This window comes from Variovorax sp. P1_H2 (assembly GCF_056405295.1).
Genome location: NZ_JBFUCJ010000001.1, coordinates 203,665 through 221,752 on the forward strand (window position 1 = coordinate 203,665; position 18,088 = coordinate 221,752).

General features: G+C 66.6%; 15 protein-coding genes and 2 pseudogenes. 3 read left to right on the plus strand and 14 right to left on the minus strand.

All coding sequences use genetic code 11. The features are described from left to right. Window positions 1-20: 20 nt before the first annotated feature. Genes AC1D2E_RS01080 through accB form a run of 5 tightly spaced genes read right to left on the minus strand, consistent with a single transcriptional unit; the run spans window position 21 to window position 6,309 of the window. Entirely contained in the window at window positions 21-2,030 is a 2,010-nt protein-coding gene (locus AC1D2E_RS01080; RefSeq protein WP_478195666.1) for an acetoacetate--CoA ligase, read from the minus strand. Beyond that, the gene (locus tag AC1D2E_RS01085; protein WP_478195667.1) at window positions 2,027-2,902 is read right to left on the minus strand and encodes an HAD-IIA family hydrolase; all 876 of its coding nucleotides are present in this window, start codon (window positions 2,900-2,902) and stop codon (window positions 2,027-2,029) included. The genes AC1D2E_RS01080 and AC1D2E_RS01085 overlap by 4 nt, the downstream gene beginning before the upstream one ends. Further along, the gene (locus AC1D2E_RS01090) at window positions 2,899-4,362 is read right to left on the minus strand and encodes a hypothetical protein (protein WP_478195668.1); all 1,464 of its coding nucleotides are present in this window, start codon (window positions 4,360-4,362) and stop codon (window positions 2,899-2,901) included. The genes AC1D2E_RS01085 and AC1D2E_RS01090 overlap by 4 nt, the downstream gene beginning before the upstream one ends. A gap of 52 nt (window positions 4,363-4,414) precedes the next feature. Continuing rightward, complete coding sequence (locus tag AC1D2E_RS01095; RefSeq protein ID WP_478195669.1) at window positions 4,415-5,824, minus strand: acetyl-CoA carboxylase biotin carboxylase subunit; 1,410 nt, start codon at window positions 5,822-5,824, stop codon at window positions 4,415-4,417. An 8-nt stretch (window positions 5,825-5,832) separates the two neighbouring features. Continuing rightward, a complete protein-coding gene (gene accB, locus AC1D2E_RS01100) occupies window positions 5,833-6,309 on the minus strand; it encodes an acetyl-CoA carboxylase biotin carboxyl carrier protein (protein WP_478195670.1) in 477 nt (158 codons plus the stop codon). A gap of 222 nt (window positions 6,310-6,531) precedes the next feature. On the opposite strand from accB, the gene AC1D2E_RS01105 reads away from it, so the two are divergent. Beyond that, window positions 6,532-7,341, plus strand: a complete 810-nt coding sequence (locus AC1D2E_RS01105) for an IclR family transcriptional regulator domain-containing protein (RefSeq protein WP_478195671.1) — start codon at window positions 6,532-6,534, stop codon at window positions 7,339-7,341. A gap of 523 nt (window positions 7,342-7,864) precedes the next feature. On the opposite strand, the gene AC1D2E_RS01110 is transcribed toward AC1D2E_RS01105, so the two are convergent. After that, window positions 7,865-8,206 carry a hypothetical protein gene (locus AC1D2E_RS01110; RefSeq protein ID WP_478195672.1) on the minus strand — a complete coding sequence of 114 codons (342 nt, stop codon included), beginning with the start codon at window positions 8,204-8,206 and terminating at the stop codon, window positions 7,865-7,867. Window positions 8,207-8,303: 97 nt separating this feature from the next. Between AC1D2E_RS01110 and AC1D2E_RS01115 the strand changes: the two genes are divergently transcribed. Continuing rightward, window positions 8,304-8,558: a hypothetical protein gene (locus AC1D2E_RS01115; RefSeq protein WP_478195673.1), complete on the plus strand. Its 255-nt coding sequence runs from the start codon at window positions 8,304-8,306 to the stop codon at window positions 8,556-8,558. A 1,380-nt stretch (window positions 8,559-9,938) separates the two neighbouring features. Here AC1D2E_RS01115 and AC1D2E_RS01120 read toward each other — a convergent pair. Further along, on the minus strand, window positions 9,939-10,748 hold the full coding sequence (locus AC1D2E_RS01120; protein ID WP_478195674.1) for an alpha/beta fold hydrolase: 810 nt from the start codon (window positions 10,746-10,748) through the stop codon (window positions 9,939-9,941). A gap of 238 nt (window positions 10,749-10,986) precedes the next feature. Between AC1D2E_RS01120 and AC1D2E_RS01125 the strand changes: the two are divergent. After that, window positions 10,987-11,262: pseudogene (locus AC1D2E_RS01125) on the plus strand (IS6 family transposase); the annotation flags it as partial. Window positions 11,263-11,318: 56 nt separating this feature from the next. Here the strand turns inward: AC1D2E_RS01125 and AC1D2E_RS01130 are convergent. From AC1D2E_RS01130 to AC1D2E_RS01160, 7 genes and pseudogenes are all read right to left on the minus strand, one after another. After that, window positions 11,319-12,040, minus strand: a pseudogene (locus AC1D2E_RS01130) (IS6 family transposase). Window positions 12,041-12,342: 302 nt separating this feature from the next. After that, window positions 12,343-13,578 carry an FAD binding domain-containing protein gene (locus tag AC1D2E_RS01135; protein ID WP_478195675.1) on the minus strand — a complete coding sequence of 412 codons (1,236 nt, stop codon included), beginning with the start codon at window positions 13,576-13,578 and terminating at the stop codon, window positions 12,343-12,345. Then, complete coding sequence (locus AC1D2E_RS01140; RefSeq protein ID WP_478195676.1) at window positions 13,575-14,027, minus strand: VOC family protein; 453 nt, start codon at window positions 14,025-14,027, stop codon at window positions 13,575-13,577. Before AC1D2E_RS01140 ends, AC1D2E_RS01135 begins: the two co-directional genes overlap by 4 nt. Window positions 14,028-14,076: 49 nt before the next feature. Continuing rightward, entirely contained in the window at window positions 14,077-16,191 is a 2,115-nt protein-coding gene (locus AC1D2E_RS01145) for a molybdopterin cofactor-binding domain-containing protein (RefSeq protein WP_478195677.1), read from the minus strand. Beyond that, window positions 16,188-16,670 carry a (2Fe-2S)-binding protein gene (locus tag AC1D2E_RS01150; RefSeq protein WP_478195678.1) on the minus strand — a complete coding sequence of 161 codons (483 nt, stop codon included), beginning with the start codon at window positions 16,668-16,670 and terminating at the stop codon, window positions 16,188-16,190. Before AC1D2E_RS01150 ends, AC1D2E_RS01145 begins: the two co-directional genes overlap by 4 nt. A 25-nt stretch (window positions 16,671-16,695) precedes the next feature. Beyond that, complete coding sequence (locus tag AC1D2E_RS01155; protein ID WP_478195679.1) at window positions 16,696-17,817, minus strand: NADH:flavin oxidoreductase/NADH oxidase; 1,122 nt, start codon at window positions 17,815-17,817, stop codon at window positions 16,696-16,698. A 20-nt stretch (window positions 17,818-17,837) separates the two neighbouring features. Beyond that, window positions 17,838-18,088: amidohydrolase family protein (locus AC1D2E_RS01160; protein ID WP_478195680.1), on the minus strand; the 251-nt coding region annotated here is incomplete at its 5' end.

Sequence of the window (18,088 nt, forward strand, 5' to 3'; positions counted from 1 at the left end):
AAAATCTGATGCAGATCGCGTTACGTCGCTTCCGAGGCTTTCATTTGCTCGGCCAGACGCACGAAGAAAGCGATGCTTTTCGGGTTTGCCATCGCATCTGCGCTGGCCACCTTGTCCGGCGCGGCCCCCAACAGGAGCTTGCGCACCGGAACCTCCATCTTCTTGCCGGTGAGCGTTCGCGGGATCTCGGCCACCTGGTAGATTTCGTTGGGGACATGCCTGGCGGAGGCCTTGGTACGGATCTGTTGGACGATGCGTGCCTTCAGGGCATCGTCAAGGACCTCGCCGGGCGCCAGCACCACGAACAACGGCATGAAGGACGGCCGCCCGAGGTATTCCAGGTCGACCACCAGGCTGTCGCGAATCTCCGGCAATTCTTCGACGACCCGGTAGATCTCCGCCGTTCCCATGCGGATGCCATATCGATTGATGGTCGAATCGGAACGGCCGTAGATGACGCAGGTCCCGCGATCCGTGAAGCGAATCCAGTCGCCGTGGCGCCAGAGGCCCGGGTACATCTCGAAATAGCTCTCGCGGTAGCGCCGCTGCTCCGGGTCTCCCCAGAAGTAGATCGGCATGGAGGGCATGGGTTTCGTGATCACGAGTTCGCCCACCTCGTCGATCACTGCGTGTCCGTTGTCGTCGAACGCATAGGCGGCGACACCCAGCTCACGACACTGGATCTCGCCGGCGGTCACAGGGAGGATCGGCGCGCAAGCGACGAAGCCGGAAGCGATGTCGGTTCCGCCGCTGATCGAGGCCAGCCAGAGATCGGGCTTGATCGCGTCATAGACCCAGCGGTAGGCGTCGATCGGCAAAGGCGACCCTGTGGCGTTGATGGCCCGCAGGCTCTTCATGGGGACCAGATCGCGCGGCCGCAGGCCATCCTTCATGCAGTTGATCAGGTAGGCCGCACCGCAGCCCAACAACGTGACTCCTTGTTCATCGATGAAGCGCCACAGCGAGGCCGTTTCGGGCCAGGCCGGATTGCCGTCGTAGAGCACAATGCTCGCCCCCGTCAGCAGCGCACCAAGTTGCAGGTTCCATACGATCCAGCCGGTGCCGCCCAGGAACAGCAGGCGATCGCCTGGGCGCAGGTCGTGCTGCAGCGCCATGGTCTTCAGGTGCGTCAGCACGATGCCGCCCTGGCTGTGCACGATGGCCTTGGGCAGCCCGGTCGTGCCTGACGAATAGACGATCCAGAGGGGGTGATCGAAGGGCAACCGCTCGAAACGCAGTTCGGCATCGGCCGCGACCGAGTCTTGCCAACTCGAGCGATCCCGCCATGCCGGAGGCTTGTGCGACGCGGCCCTGCATATCGGCCCTGCCACATGGATGACGTGGCGAACGGTCGGCAGTTCCAGCAGCAACTCGTCGACCAGTTCGCGGCGGTCGTGGACCTTGCCGTTGTAGCTGTAGCTGTCCACGGCCAGCAGAACCTTTGGCTCGATCTGACGGAACCGATCCAGAACCACGGTAGCGCCCATGTCGGGAGCACAACTGGACCAGATCGCGCCCAGACTGGCGCAGGCCAGGAACGCCACCACGGTCTCGGCCCGATTCGGCATGTACGAGGCCACGCGATCGCCAGGGCCGACACCGAGGCCGCGGAAGCGGGCTGCCAGCGCTGCAGTGTCGCGCCGCATGTCCGCCCACGAGACCTCGTACGTGCCGGTGTCCTCGCTGCGTGCGATGAGCGCGGACCGGTCGTCGCTGGCATGGCGAAAGACATGCTCGGCATAGTTCAACCGCGTGTTCGGGAACCATCGCGCGCCGGGCATGGCGATCGAGCCCAGCACAGGCTCACCGCTGCCATCAGCCTGCACATCGAAGAAGTCCCAGATCGACTGCCAGAAGGCCTCGAGCTCGTCGACCGACCAGCGCCACAACGCGTCGTAGCTGTCGAACTTCAAACCTCTGTCGGCGGCCAGCCACCGCATATAGGCGGCGAGGCGCGTCGGCTCGACCTGGTCAGGCCGAGGTGCCCACAAGACCTCTGCGGGAGCGCTGGCGGTGTCTGTGGCACTCATGTCAGCATCTCCAGGAGCCGATCCACGCCGCTGATCGACAGGTGGGGACGGCTACCCAAGGGCAAACGCTCGAAGTCCTCGGCACTGCTCAATCCCGTGTGGACGCCCACCGAGATCGCTCCGCCGCGCAGGGCCATGGCGTTCTCCAGGCTGATGTCGTCGCCGACGATCGCCATCTGGGCCGGCTTCAGGCCACCCAAACGCCCACTGGCACACACCAGGGCCTGGGCCGACGGCTTGCCGACGACCACCGCCTTCTTTCCCGTGACGCTGCCCACGGCCGCCGCGAGCGCGCCCGAGATTCCCAGCGTGCGGCCCTCTCGACTGGCCACGACAGCTGCCTTGGAGACGGTATAGAACGCCGCGCCGGCCCAGACCGCGCGGCAGGCCGCATCGAGATCGCCGAGCGCGAACTCCGGATGCCAGCCAATCAGGACGGCTTCGGCATCATCGGCGCGCTCGGGAGAGCGCACCACGTCGAAGCCTGCTTCGACCAAGGGCTTCCAGACGCCTTCGCCGCCGAGTACCAGCAGCCGCTTGTAGCGCCGGCGTTGAAAGAGGTCGATCGCCACGCTGACCGGTGTCAGGGTGTGCTTCTCGTCCAGTTCGATACCGATCTGCGTCAGCGCCTGCGAGAGCTGTTGTGGGGTCTTGGTACTCCCGTTCGTGAAGCCGACGTAGGGAAGTCCGCGCTCACGGAGCAATGCGAGCAATTCACGGGCGCCCGGAAGCGCTTGATAACCGCTCAGGCGTTTGTCCGCCAGTGCCAATGTTCCATCGATGTCGAAGACGTATCCGCGCACGCCGGCCAACGTGGGAGCGGTCACCGCGGTCTCCGTCTCCGGTGCAGCGCTCTGATTTTTGTCGCTCATGCAGCACCTCCCGCCGGGGCGGCTGGCCTGCTGGCCCGCAGGTCCAGGAGGAAACCGTCCCGCTCGATGCGCGCATGGCTCACGTCGGGTCTCTTGGAAAGCTCGCTGACGAGGCGCTCCACCGGGCTGGCCACCGCGCTGTAGTGCTGGCGACAGGGACCGGCCGCCACCATGGCATCCACCTGCTCGGCAGGCATCGTGGCACGCAGCAGAAACTCCTCATCGGAGAGCCTGGAGTCGAAACGGCGGCGAAGCTCGGAGAGCTCCGGCATCGCGCTCTGGTTTGCCAGTTCTCGTGCACGGGGCAGCTGCTCGATGCGGTCGCGCACGTTGGGGTCCATCGGTGCGGGCGGCGTGCCGAACCGGCCTATCACATAGCGGATGACCTCGTCTGGCAGGTTGGCATAGCGTTCAGGCGCCAAGACGTTCATCACGGCCTGGGTCCCGACCACTTGAGAGAACGGGGTCACCATGATCGGATAGCCCAGTTCGCGCCGAACGCGCTCGACCTCCTCGTACACCTCCGGCAAGCGATGCTCCTGACGCATCTCTCGCAGTTGTCGACGCATGGTGCCGATCATTCCGCCGGGCAACTGGTGATGGAAGTAGCGCATGTCGTACTCCTGCGGTACGCCCGGCGCGAGGCCCTCGGCGGCGGCCAGCGCAGCGAAGTAGCTGCTGACACGTTCCACTGCCTCCATGTCCAGATCGACGGAGACGCCCTGGCTTCGCAAATTGGCCACCACGTTCTCGATCGCCGGCTGGCTGCTTCCGTTGCCCAGCGGCCGGGAGGCCGTGTGCAGCGTTTCCACGCCGAGGGCGGGTGCCTCGGCATAGGTGAACGGCGCGAGACCAATCGTGCAGTGCGAGTGCAACTCCAGCGGTTTGCCGGCCAGGGCCTTGTGGAGTGCCGGCAGCAACGTCCGGGCGCGCTCCAGGGTCAGCAAACCACCCGGGTCCTTGAGGTAGACGCGCGTGATCGCCGGCACCGCGGCCAACTTGCGCGCGGCGTCGGCGAAATGGGCGTCGTCGTGGATCGGGCTGACCGTGTAGACGACAGCACCCACGATCTCGCGCGCGCCGGCAGCGGCGATGGCGGTCGCGCTGTCGGCGACGGCTTGCATGTTGTTCATGGGATCCATCACCATGAAGCGCTCGATGCCGTTGCGTACCAGCAATTGATACGACAGGTCCATCAGTTCAGGGTGGGCCGTCTCCCACGAGATGAAGCGCATGCCGGTCGACAAGAAGCTCAGGGGCGTGCGCGGCATGCGCGCCTTCATGAGACGGATGCGCTCCCAAGGGTTCTCCTTGTGGAACCGCACCGTCACGGCCATGTGCGTGCTGGTAGCGAAGTCGATCGCGCGATACCCCACGCGGTCGAGATCGGGCGCGATCTCCAGCATCATGCCGGTACGAAGGCCGGTGGCGCCCCACAGGCTCTGGTTGCCGTCTCTCATCGTCGTGTCGATGAAGTCGAGTCGAGTTGAGGTCATCAGGGTGTCCTTTGAGTTAGGCCTGTGCCGCCGGTTGGCGGAAGACGGCGGCGCCGGAGCCCGCCAGGAATCGTCCGAGGAATCCGGTGTCGAAGCCGCCTTCGACAAACTCGGGCGTGGCGAGGACGGCACGGTGCAAGGCGATGTTGTTCAAGACGCCATCGATGCGAACTTCCGACAGGGCGCTTTCGAGGAGCCTCCGGGCTTGTTCGCGGTCTGCACCGGTGGCGATGACCTTGGCGATCATCGAGTCGTAGTACGGAGAGATCATCGCGCCCGCCTCCATGTGGGTGTCCACGCGCAGGTTCGGCCAGGTCGGAAAGTGGACCGCCGTGATTCGGCCCGGCGCGGGCCGAAAGTCATGCGTGGGATCCTCGGCATTGATACGGCATTCGATGGCGTGGCCTGTCAGGCTCACGTCGGCCTGTTTCAGGCGCAACCGATGGCCCTGTGCCACGACAAGCTGCTCGGCCACCAGGTCCAGGCCGCTGATTTGCTCGGTCACCGGATGCTCGACCTGGATGCGCGCGTTCATCTCCAGGAAGTAGAAGCGTTGGCGCGCCACGTCGACCAGGAATTCGATCGTCCCCAGGCTGCGGTAGTTGATGTGCTTGGAGAAGCGAACGGCTGCCGCGTGCAGGTCGCGGCGCATGGCCTCGGTCAGGTTCGGCGCGGGCGCCTCCTCGACCAGCTTCTGGTAGCGGCGCTGGACAGAGCAATCGCGGTCGCCGATGTGGATCACGCTCTCGCCGTCGCCCAGAATCTGTACCTCGACGTGGCGTCCCTGGGTCACGAAGCACTCCACGTACACGCGTCCATCGCCGAAGGCGGCCAGGGCCTCGGAACTCGCGAGATCAAAAAGCGCAGTCAATTCTTCCGGCGTGTTCGCACGCTTCAAACCACGGCCGCCACCCCCGCCCACGGCCTTGATGAGCACGGGATAGCCAATCTGCTCGGCCATCGTGAGCGCGGCAGGCAACGTATCGACCTGCCCGCCAGGGGCAATCGGCACCTCCGCCTGTTCGGCGCAGCGGCGTGCCTCGAGCTTGTTCCCGACCCGCTCGATCTGTTCAGCGGTGGGCCCAATGAAGATCAGGCCGTTCTCTTCGCAGGCTGCGGCGAACTCGGCACGCTCGGAGAGAAATCCGTAGCCCGGATGAACGGCCTGTGCGCCGACGCCGCGCGCGGCCTCGATCAGCGTGCCGATACGCAAGTAGCTGTCGGTCGCGCGCGCCGGTCCGATGCACACCGAGCGATCGGCCAGCCGGGCCCCGACACTGTCGCGATCGGCGGCCGAGACCGCCAGCACCGACTCGATGCCCAGGCGCTTGAGCGTGCGGATGATGCGCACCGCTATCTCGCCGCGATTCGCCACCAAAACCCGGCGGATCGGTCCGTCGATCGCCAGTTCGTCTGCCGTTCTCATGACCGCGCTCACTCTGGGCGAACTCGCATCAGCACCTGGTCGAACTCGACCAGATCACCATCGCGCGCCAACACTTCGACCACTACGCCGACCAAGCCGGCGGAAATCGAGTTCATCAGCTTCATGACCTCGATGATCCCCACGGCGGTGTTCGCGTCGACCCGTCCACCCACGGTGACGAAAGGTTCAGCGCCAGGCTTTGGAGCGCCATAAAAGGTGCCGAGCATCGGCGCACGGATTTCCAGGAGCGAGGGGTCGCTGCTTGGGGTGGGGGCTGGCTGCACAGGTGCTGCGGGCGCGGCTGCGGGTAAAACGCGAGGCAGGGCCACGGGTGCGGCGCTCGACGCCGAAGGGGTGAAATTCGACCCGGCACCATTGCGGCGAAGTGACAGCTTGATGCCCTCGGTTTCAAGTTGCAGCTCGTCGAACTGCGAGCTGTCCAGCAGCTGCAAGAGGCGCTGAACATCTTCGTGGGAAAAACTCATGAACATGACTCCTTGAAGGCGCGGCGCTCGCCGCACAGGTAAGAAGGAGCCATGGCTCGCGGCGGCCGAGGACGGCCGTCGCACGCTTGTCTCCTGTCTTCTTGTTTTCCCGGCCAGTGGTGCTCCGGGGCATGGCGAAAGTATTGGCGCCCATGGGGTTCGCCGGGTAGCATCACGCATCAGCTTTTCTCCTAGTGAAACTTACCGCGTTAGAGACATCGCATGCGCGACTACAAGGTCAAGACAATCAGGGCGCTGGATCGCGGCCTGGAAGTCCTGGCGCACCTGCACCAGGCGCGGGCGGCCAGCCTGCACGATCTCTTCCTCGCCACGGGCTTGCCGAAGGCCACGCTGACCCGGGTGATCTTGACGCTCGAGCGTCGTGGAATGGTCTGGCAACGGCTGGCCGACGGGGCCTACATGGCCAGTCACACCCTGCAGCCGCGCGCGCCTCAGCTCAGCGACGAGAACTACCTGGTGGAGGTCGCGTCGCCGGTCATGGAGCGGTTGTGCAAGAAGGTCAATTGGCCGTCGGTATTGGCGGTCCCGCGGCTTGATTGCATGGAGGTCATCGAAACCAACCGCCCCAAGTCCTACTTCTCGAATGTGCCGGTAGGTCCGATCGGTTTCAGGATCAACATGCTGCGTTCAGCAACGGGACGGGCGTACATCGCGTTCTGCAGCGAGAGCGAGCGCAAGGCCATGATTCAGCGCCTGGCAGCCAGCAACGAGCCGGGCAACTTTATGGCGCGTCAGCCTGCCATGGTGGAGCGCTTGCTCGAAGAAACTCGGCGTCTGGGGTACGGGCACAGGACACCGGATTTTGGCGGCCACTWTGAACAGAGTCGCCGGGAGTGGAACGATGGGAGGGATTCGATCGCGGTGCCAATCTGGGTCAACGACGAAGTGATCGCGGCGATCAACCTGACCTGGATGCACAAGGTTGCCACGGTTCAAGACATGGTCAAGGCGCATTTGCCGCTCCTGACAGCTGCGGCAAGGGACATCTCGATGCGGCTGCTCGCGGAGTGAACAGGCGGACAGAGGGGCAAGGTCACCCTGCCGACGACAACCGAAGCGAGGTCCCATCGCCTTGGTGATGGGCAAGGGCGACCGCGTCCCCACAAGGCTCGGCGCTTCACGAAGCACAAGGCGTCCGTCCACCAAGGACAGCCACTGAACCAACGTCTGCTTGCCGCTGAAGCAGATGTCGACGCTCGCGGCGCGAATGACTGCAGAGGCCGGGACTGCCCGTTCACCAAAACTCGCCGACAGCAGCGTTGGCCAACCGGGCGATCACGCCGAACGGCAGCTGCCAGGCTCGGCCGCGAACTCACGCTCGCGGCCAGGACCGTGAGGTCGTAGCGAAGCCGGGAAGCTGACGTCCGGCAACAGCATGAGAGCCTGGGACCAAGCACGACCCCGTCCACAGCGGTTCACCCTTGCTCCAGCTGCCGCCGTGACCCACGCCAAGTGCCTTGGTCTCTGAAAGGCGGCAAGGCGCACGCCGGGGGTACCTCAGCGATGGCGTATGGTTAAGTAGCGACGGCTCAATTCATGATCGAGGCCGGTAGCACGATATGGCGATGCCTGTAAATCTGAGAGACGTTGTCGAATATCCGGTTCTTGCCTTGATCACGAAAGCTTCGCGGTTCATGGCCCGCTCGCCCTGCTCGGCACCGCCTTCTATCCGGTTCTTGTCCATCGGCTCGCAGCTTCGCTCCGCGCTTCCTCCCCACACTCGGTCGTCCTGATGCAGTTGCGCTTCGCTTCGTTCGCTGTGATCAACTTGCGGGAGGACTTGCACCTCCGGGAGTGCGCCCATGCTGGGCGCACCATGAAAAAGCCCGCCGAAGCGGGCAAGACCTTCTTGCAAGGTCGGAGAGGAAAGAATCATCGTGAACCTTGATCCTGAACAAAGCAAGAAGCACTCGACGCGCCAATGCTGCCGACCAGAACAATTTGCGCCCTGGATCAGATGAGAGAGGATCACGATGGTCAGCGACGGCTACGCAGATTTTGACTATCGAGAATGGGTAGTACGCGTGGAGATCACAAGTGCCGGAGAAGCGTTTTCAGCGCATGCGGATCTCTTCTGGGAGGGACAGCACAAATGCCGGATGGCGTTGTCCTCTTCGCGACTTGATGAGAGGGCCGCAAGGCTCGCCCTGTGCGCGAAAGCTCGGGGCTTCATCGACGACTGGATGTCCCGCACCCACATCGGCGAAACGGGATTCTTGGAACTATAGCGATCCGTTGCAGCGAACACGACGGCCTCCGGCGCTGGTAGAGGAAGCTTCGGTACCCACCCGGACACGGGCGGCTCCTCGATGCCGGAGGCCGGCGTCCATATCGCAAGCCGCTACCTCATTGAGCGTCCGGGCGGCTGAGCGGCAATTTCGGGCCCCAATCACCGCAAGCGCCACCATGGTCGCCGGCCTATTGCTCGCCAGTCGCTTGGGAATCAGGCCTCAAATGTTCAGTCATGTCGGCCTGCGCCAGAGCTCGCTGCCCTGCGGCGATGAAGTCGATGCAGTGCGGATTTGGTGCCTCAGTGCGGAAGGCGCTATAGCCGTTGATGATGGTGATTTCCTGATTCGCAAAGGATATTGCGTTTCCATCTTAAGGTTCAGGGTCCCGGAACCGCCATCAGATCCTTCGAGTTGGTAAGTCTTAACCAGTAGGCCATCGACGATGACGCGTTCGGACGCGCGCAGCGCCCTGAACATGGTTGCTGTGAAAGTGCCCACGATCCTTTTCTCCTCGCCGCCCGACGGACCGGGCGTTGTCCTTGTGGAATGAATGATACGGATCATCTGTTTGTATCGAGCGGCTTGGGCTCACCGTGCCCTTCGGAAGGACCTGCGAGCCTCGCTCGTCGGCCGGAAGGGTAGGGGCATAGTTCCACCTTGCAAGAAGCGCGCCGGCTCATCAATCTGACACCCGTCGAATCGTTCGACGCGGCTCCCGCCGAAAGATCACCATGAAAGTGAGGGCTGGAATGTCAAGGCCCTTCATGGCGGTCGATTGTCAAAACTGAGCGATCAAAGGTCGGGAACCGATGCAAGTCCGAGTCCGTGCCCGGACGAGCTTCTATCCGTGCGGGTCCGTGAACCTGGCACCTCATGCTGCATGCGCGCCAGGCGCGCTGGCAGGTTCCCGCTTGGCGAGGCGCCCCATCTGCAAAACCGGTCACGACCTTCGGCGACAGCCACGAGCAAATTCGAGTTCGTCGACCGCGTCAGATCCTGGTAGCAACGGACGACCAGCGTGTGACCGCCCGAGGGCCCCACGTGCTCGTCTGGGCCCGGGCCGCCTGTTCGTGACATTCGAAAACAACCAAAGCCGGACAGGTGGCGTCGCCCATGCGCTGTCGATACAACAGCCAGTCGGGCCAGCGGCGAGTCGTCGACCTCGGTCAGCGCTTGCGAGTGCGGCCGCTCGGCCACGTCCGGCAGGCGAGCACAGCCGACGACGCCCAGGGCGCGATCAGCCACAGGCCGGCCGACGCCCAGCGGCGCCAGCGTGGCGCGCGCGGAGAGCGAAGCGGCAGCGCCGGATGGCCGTCCTTCGCGGCCGGGTGCTGGGCCCCCCTTGGCCCAGGTGTGTTCATGACGTGTCCCCCACCCTCAGGCCGCCAGGGGCCACGGCTCGGTGCCAAGTGGCAAGACGACCTCGGTCCGCACCCGGTCAGGGGCCTGCACCGGCCCCATGTGGCCCAGGCCGTCGAAGTGCACACGACGACAGATCGGCAGCAACCGCTGGAGCACATCCAGCACCTGCCGCGCCGGCAGGGGCGAACGGCTGCCCCCGAGCAAAGTCACCGGCATTTGCAGCTGGCGGTAGGCCGCCGGGGGCACCCGGTCGGCGAACAGCGCTTCGAACTCGGCGTGCACCTTCGGCATCAGTCTGGCCAGTGCCTGCCGTCGCGCCTCGCTCAGCCGCGCCCAGCTGCCGTCGCCGGACCAGTAATCGACAAACATCTGCGCCGCCCCGTGCAGCACGCCCGACATCACCTGCATCCCGATGCGCCGACCGATGCCGCCGATCCAGTCGGCCGATTCGCGCGTCACCGTGTGGTGCCTCAGCAGCTCGAAGCGCACCGGCTCGTAAAGCGTCAGGCTATGCACGAGTTCAGGCCAGCGCAGCGCGATCTGCAGGGCCACCGCGCCGCCGTAAGAATGGCCCAGCAGGTGCACCCCGGTGCGTGGCAGCAGCGGTGCCAACTGCCGCGCCTCGTCGTCCAGCGACACCGGCTTGCCGGTCGGCCAATGCGCCGCGCCGGCATAGCCAATCAATTCAGGCGTCAGCACCTCGGCGTGCGCCGCCAGGGCCTGCCGATAGGCGTCCCACTGACGCGGAGATGCGGCACTGCTGTGTAGGCAGATCAGTCGCGCGGCGGTGCCGTGCGACGGGTTCAGCAAGCGGGTGGTGGACATGGTGCACTCCTGTGAAGCGGCAAACGGCCGTGCTGCGAAGCATCGACACGGCTGGTATCTCCCGCATGTCGCGATATGCACACTGCGTTGCAAAGGGGTATTCGCTATCGCGGCGTGTATCGGCCTTGTATCCGGGTCGATGCCCTGCACATGCTGGTGATGGTCAGCGACGGTTAGGGCTCTGGTGCAAAGTTTGGCTTGCGGTAGGCTACCGGCCTTTTGAACTGAGGGCGGGTCGATGGCGCAGAGGCTGCAGAGCATGGACGAACTGTTCAAAGGTCGGTACTTCGAGCGCGAGACCATCGTCCTGTGCGTTCGCTGGTACCTGCGCTTCAAGTTGAGCCTGCGTGACCTGGTGGAGATGATGGCCGAGCGCGGCCTGGACTTGGCTCACACGACGATCATGCGCTGGGTGCAACGATTCGTGCCGGAGTTCGAGAAGCGCTGGAATCGATTCGCACGCGCGGCCGGTCGATCCTGGCGCGTCGACGAGACCTATGTGAAGGTCCGTGGCAAGGGTTCTGTCGCAATAAGCCGGTCAAGGCGAGTTGAGGCCGGCAGTTGTCCGGATCAACGGACGGCGAGGCTGTAGAAGTAGTCGGCATTTTGAAAATGCCAGGCCACCGGGGCAGCGCAACTGCCCCTTCTTGACCATGTGCATGGTCTCGATGCCGGCAATCATCCGGGCAGCACAGTCAAAGGACTTGAATCCCATCATCGGTCGGATTCGCCGCTTGATGCTCCGATGGTCCTGCTCGACAAGATTGTTGAGGTACTTGGACTGCCGAAGTTCGATGGTGACGCCGCTATCGGCGATCAGACCCCGCACGGCGGCGGTGTTGGCACCGCTCTTGTCGATCGTGATCTTCTCGGGCACGTCGTGCTGGCCGATCGCGCGCTCGAAGAACCGGCGTGCGGCCGCCACGTCACGGCGCGCGGTCAGCAGGAAGTCAACGGTCTGGCCCAGCCGATCGACGGCTCGGTACAGATACTCCCACTGGCCACCCACGAGCAAGTAGGTCTCGTCGACACGCCACGAGGACCCCACCGGGTGCTTGCGCCGACGAAACACTTTGGCCAGCACCGGCAGCATCTTCAGTGACCAGCGGTGGACGGTTGCGTGGTCGACCAGCACCCCGCGCTCGGCCATCATCTCTTCCAGATTGCACAGGCTCAAAGGGTAGGCCGCGTACCAGCGAAACGCACACCAGCACGATCTCCAGCGGGAAATGCAGCCGCTTGATAACTCCTCGCAGGGTCGATTTTTTAAGTTGAACGTGCAGCGGTACCATCCCCTGATGGTCGCCGACAGGCTTATTGCGACAGAACCAGGCGCCGTGCACCAGCGCCGCGCCGAAGGTCACGAAGTGTCCGGTGACATGGGCGGCGATCACGGCGCACGCAGCAGGCTCAACGCAGTGCTGTTCACGGGCATGTTCATCGGCCGTCGGCCCTGCCGCCAGCGCACTGTTGCTCGCCCAGTGGGGCTAGTCGCATTCACGGCACTCTCCGCAGCTTCGGCGCCTGGTGCACTCGCACTGCGCGTTTGGCCGCGTGCGCTTGAACGAGCGCTACACGGCAGCCAATGAAGACATCAACGCCGCACCGGCGGCACCGCGGTCTCGCGCATCACGGCCTCGGTGGTCCGGTAGCGCTCCGCCATCGCGCGTTCGGCCGGCGTGCTGATCTGCGCCTGCATATAGGCGCCGAGGGCGCGAGCGTGGTTGACGATGAAGCTGCCGGCGTCCAGCCGCGAGGCCTCGTAGGCCTGGAGTGCGGCGGGTACGTCGGGCGTCTGGTCGAGCGCCCGCACCAGCGCCGCCGCATCGCTTCCGGCTTTGGTGACGCCCATGCCGCAATGCGGCCGGGCCACGAAGGCCGCGTCGCCCAGCAGTGCGACCCGGCCGAAGGCCAGGGCCGAACTCTCGAGGTCGAAGATCGGCTGGAAGAACAGGTTCTCGGTCTTCTGCACCACCTCGGCGAACTGCGGTGCCAGCACCTCGTGCGCCGCCTGGCGCGCGGCGGCCAGCACCTCGGGCCGGATCAGCGGCGGTGGGATACCGTCCGGCCAGATCTTGCCGGTCGCATCGGTCAGCATCTCGCGCAGCGTCGTGTCCTGGTCGGCGGGCCGATACCAGACGAAGTTGTAGCGCCGCTTGCCGGGCTCCACGCTGTTGCCTTGGCCAGCGACCGGGTAGGCGATCATCTGTTCGCGCGGCGGCAGGCCGAACGCGAAATACGGGAAGAGCTCGGCGAGCGCACGCGGCGAGAGGCTTGCTTCCTCGACCAGGCCGCGCCAGGCCAGGTAGCCGGCATAGCGGGGCCGGGTGTCGGGCTGCAGCTGCTGGCGCACCGTGGAGCGCAAGCCATCGGCCGCCACCAGCAGGTCGGCCGCCACCACCTCGCCGTCGGCGAAGGTCGCGCGCACGCCGGCGACATCCTGTTCGAAGGAGACCAGCGGCCGGCCGTTGTGGTAGCGCTCCGAGGGGAAGGCACGGCGCAGCACCTGGTACAGGCGCCCCCAGGCGGTGAGCAGCTGCGGCAGCGGCCGCGAGTCCTCGACCTGGCCGTCGCGTGCCAAGGTGATGCGCTCGCGGACCTCGACGCCGATGCCGTCGCTGACGTCGACGCCCGCGGCGGTCAGCACCTCCATCAGTTCGGGGTGGGTCACGACGCCGGCGCCTCGGCTTTCCAGTTCGTCGGCGACGCGCTCATGGACATGGACGTCCCAGCCGGCGCGCAGCAGCAGGTTGGCCGCGAACAGGCCGCCCAGCGAGCCACCGATGACCAGCGCCTTGCGCGCCGGATTCGCGGACTTCGGCGCGTTCATGCGTGCGCTCCCTGGCCCCGTGCCTCATCGGCCGGGTAGTTCAGCTCGATCGTCACGCCCGACGGATCCTCGACGAACACCTGGTGCAGGCCGATGCTCGGCACCGTGCGTTCGCGGAAGGCCAGGCCGGCCTGCTGCAGCCGCCGGCGCATGTCGGGCAGGTCGGTCGCCAGGAAGGCCAGGTGGTCGATTGCGGCGCTTCCGTGCAGCGACTCTTCGCTCTTGTCGCCGAGGTACTCGACCAGGCCCTGGGGCGCGTCAGGGTCGATGCCGATGATGTGCACCACGCCGAACTGGGCCTCGTCGTCGCCCTTGTAGAGCCAGAGGCCGGGAAAGTCGAACGGCGGCCGGAAGCCTTCGCGCAAGCCGAGCACGTCGACATAGAAGTGGCGCGAAGCTTCGAGCCGGGTGGTGCGCACCGAGTAGTGGGCAAGGGTCTGGATGGCCATGATGGGGTCCTTGGACGTTGGATTCGAATCGGGTTCGGAAGGCGGGCGCTCAGCCCGCGTTGATCAGCTGCGCCAGGCGTTCTGCGGACAGCGGCAACTGGCGGGCGCGCAGGTCGAGCGCATGCGCGACGGCGTTGGCGACGGCCGCGGCGGCCGGCCCTGCGGCGGCCTCGCCGACACCCAGGCTGGGCTCGCCCGGCCGCTGGATCACACGCACGGCGATCTCCGGGACCTCGTCGAAGCTCAGGATCGGATAGTGCTCCCAGTCGCTGGACGTGATGCCGCTCTGGTCCCAGTTCACGCTTTCCTTGAGTGTCCAGCTGAGCGATTGCAGCACGCCGCCTTCGATCTGGTTGACCAGGCCGTCGGGATTGACCACCGCGCCGGCGTCGACTGCGACCCAGGCCTTCTCGACCCGGACCTTCTCTTCGACGCTGACCCGCATCGCGATGGCGCAGTACGCCGCCTGGTTCTTGTAGCGGCCGATGGCGATGCCCAGGCCGCTACCGGTTCCGCTCTCGCCGCTCCGGCTCCAGCCCGCCATCTCGGCAGCGGCCTCCAGTACCGCGCGGGCGCGCGGGTCGGCCAGATGGCGCAGGCGGAATTCGACCGGGTCGCAGCCGGCCCACTGCGCCAGCTCGTCCATGAAGCTTTCGATCGCATACAGGTTGGCATAGGAGCCGAGCGAGCGCAGTGCCGACACGCGCACCGGCGAGGCGGGGATGAAGTGGTAGTCGACCTGCTGGTGGGGCAGGTCGTACAGCGCGATCGCATTGCGGTCTCCGCCGCCCATCGGCAGGGGCATGTCACGCGGCGTTGGCCGCGGCAGCGGCGGGTCGATCTCCCAGGCGCCGAGCAGGTTGATGCCATCGCCCCAGCCTGGCCGGTTCATGTGGGTGTGGCTCCACAGGGACACGGCCCAGCCGCCGATGCGGCCGGCGTCGTCGAGGCCGGCCGTGAGCTGCACCACGCTGGCCGAGCCGAACGGCGACATCGTCATCTCGTCCTCGCGCATCCACTGCACGCGCACCGGCAGGCCGATGCGGGTGGCGACGAAGGCGGCGTCGAAGGCGGCATCGTCGGCGCCGTTGTGGCCGTAGCAGCCGGCGCCTGGTGCGTGGATGACCTCCACCGTGGTGGCCTCGCGTCCGAGCGCCGCGGCGATCTGGTCACGCAGCGGATAGACGCCCTGCGTGTGCGACCAGACACGCAGCTGTCCGCCGCGCGGATCGGCCAGCGCGCAGGCCGGGCCGATCGACGCGTGCGCCAGGTAGGGGCGGGAGTAGGTGGCGCTGTAGGTCTGCAGCCCCGTCCCCGGCGTGCCGGCCTCATGCACGCGCCGCGTGCTGGCGGGCAAGCCCTGCAGCAGCGTGACCGCGTCCTGGCCTGCATGAGGATCGGGCATGGCATCGAAGTCGAGCAGCTTGCGCGCTTTGGGCAGCGCGCGCACCAACGCGCCTTCGTGCGGGCCCACGAGGGCCAAGAAGCGGCCGCTGTGCACGACCTGCGACACGCCCGGTAGCGCCTGCAACCCGGCCAGAGGCACCGCCGCCAGTTGCTGCGCGGGATGCCGGCCGCGCAGCATGCGCACATGCTGCATGCCGGGAATGACCAGGTCCTGCAGGTAGCCTGCGCCGGTCAGCTTGGGCCCTAGGTCCACGCGCGGCAGCGATCGCCCCACGTAGGGCTCGGCGGCGTGGCGAAGGCTGGCAGGGGGCGCGACGATCAGGACGTCGAGATCGACGGCGGCGGCGAGCGCCCAGTAGTCGGTCCGGCGCGCGCCGCCGGCATCGCTGAAGCAACCCGCGTCCACCTGCAGCGCGGAGGGCGAGACATCCAACCGGCGCGCGGCCTGGGCCAGGAACAGCGCGTAGGCATGCGCGCAGGCCCAGCGTAGCGCAGCGCCGCCGTACTGCACCGAGAGGCTGCCCGCCGTGTAGCCCTCGTCGGGCGAGCGGTCGGTGTGGCCGGCCACCAGCAGCACCTGCGCCGGCGTCAGGCCGAGGGCGTCGCAGGCGATCTGTACCAGGGCCGTTTCGATGCCCTGACCGAGTTCGACCTTGCCGGTGAACACGGTGAGCTGGCGCTGCGGTCCGATGCGCAGCCACTGGCCGAGCCGCGGATGGGCCTGGATGGCCGACGGCGTGGAGAGCGTGGAACTCATGGGCGGCCTTCCGCGCGCAGCCGGGCCGCGGCCGCCTCGATCGCCTTCAGGATGCGCGCATGCGCGCCGCAGCGGCACAGGTGCCGGTGCATCGTCTCGTGCAGCTCGGCCGCGGTCGGCGCGGTGGTGCGATGGAGCAGCGCGGTCACCGACATCAGGATGCCGTTGATGCAATAGCCGCACTGCGCGGCCTGGAGCGTGACGAAGGCGTCGAGCACGACCGCGCCGACCGGGTCGTCGCGCAGATGCTCGACCGTGGTGAGCTCGCGACCGACCGTGCCCCACAGGGGCATGTCGCAAGACTGGACCGCGCGGCCGTCCATCCAGACGGTGCAGGCGCCGCAATGGCCGGCGCCACAGCCGAAGCGCACGCCCTTGCAGTCGAGATCGTTGCGCAGCACGTACAGCAGCAGGTCGTTTTCGTCGGCCTGCACGTGGTGCGCGCTGCCGTTGACCTTGAGTTCGAAGGTGGAAGTCATGGGGGCTCGAAGTGGGGCCGCGCGCTCAGGCGCCCGGCGCCATGGCAGGCTTGCGCAGCCCGGCCGCGCGAAGGTACGGTGGCGGGTAGTAAGGCGTGCTGCCAAGGGTCTCGGCCGCCCGCCAGACCCAGCGCGGATCGGCCAGGAAGGGGCGGGCCAGCGCCACCTGGTCGGCCTGGCCCGAGGCGACGATCTCGGCCGCCTGCGCCGGCTCGCTGATGCCGCCGACGGCACGCGTGGCGATCCCGCTGCGGCGCCGCACCTGCGCGGCCAGCCCGACCTGGAAGCCGGGGCCGAACGGAATGCGCTCGCCGCGCACCACGAAGCCGCTGCTCACGCAGACGTAGCCGAAGCCGATGTCCTTGAGGCCCTGGGCCAGGCGGACCGCGTCGTCGACCCCGAGACCGCCTTCGGCCCAGTCGGTCCCGGTGATGCGCGCGCCGAGCACGCGGTCGCCGGGCACTTGCTGCTTCAGGGTCTGCGCGATGTGCAGCGCCAGCCGATCGCGGCCGGCCGCGTCGCCGCCCCAGGCGTCGTCGCGCCGGTTCGCAAGCGGCGACTGGAACTGGTGCAGCAGGTAGCCGTGCGCGCAATGCAGCTCGATGACATCGAAGCCCAGGCGCACGGCGCGCTGCGCGGCATCGACGTACGCGTCGACCAGCCGCTCGATGTCGGCATCGTCGAGCGCCTCGGGCGTGTCCCAGTCGGGTGCGAAGGGCAGGGCGCCCGGTGCCGCACAGCGCCACGGTGCGCCGCCGTCGCTGCCGGGCTTCAGCGGGCCGCCGCCTTCCCAGGGTACGTGGGCAGAGCCCTTGCGGCCGGCGTGACCGAGCTGGATGCCGAAGCGGGTGCCGGGCGCGGCCACTGCGCGCGCCGCCTGCAGCACGCGCGCCAGTACGGCTTCGGCGGCGTCGCTGTAGAGCCCTAGGCAGCCGTGCGTGATGCGCCCGCGGGCCTCGACGGCGGTGGCTTCGACCATCACCAGCCCGGCGCCGGACATCGCGAGCTGCATCAGGTGCTGCAGGTGCCAGTCGTTGGCGACGCCATCGCGCGCGGAGTACTGGCACATGGGGGAGACGACGATGCGGTTGGGGAAGTGCATCCCGCCGATGGAAAGTTCGCTGAACAGGGCCGAGGTGGATGTCATGGGGATGTCTCCTGGCGGATTCAGCGCTTCGGCGCGATGTCGAGCAGCCGCATGGCGTTGAGCCCTTCGATCTGCGCCACCTCGTCGCTCGACAGCCCGCGCACCGAGGCGATCAACTGCCGCGGATTCTCCTCGCCCATGTCGTAGGGATAGTCGGTGCCGAGCAGCACGCGCTCGGCACCGAAGAGGTCGACCAGGTGGCGCAGCATCTCGGGGTCGAAGACCATGGTGTCGACGTGGAAGGTCTTGAGATAGCTCGAGGGTGCGCGAT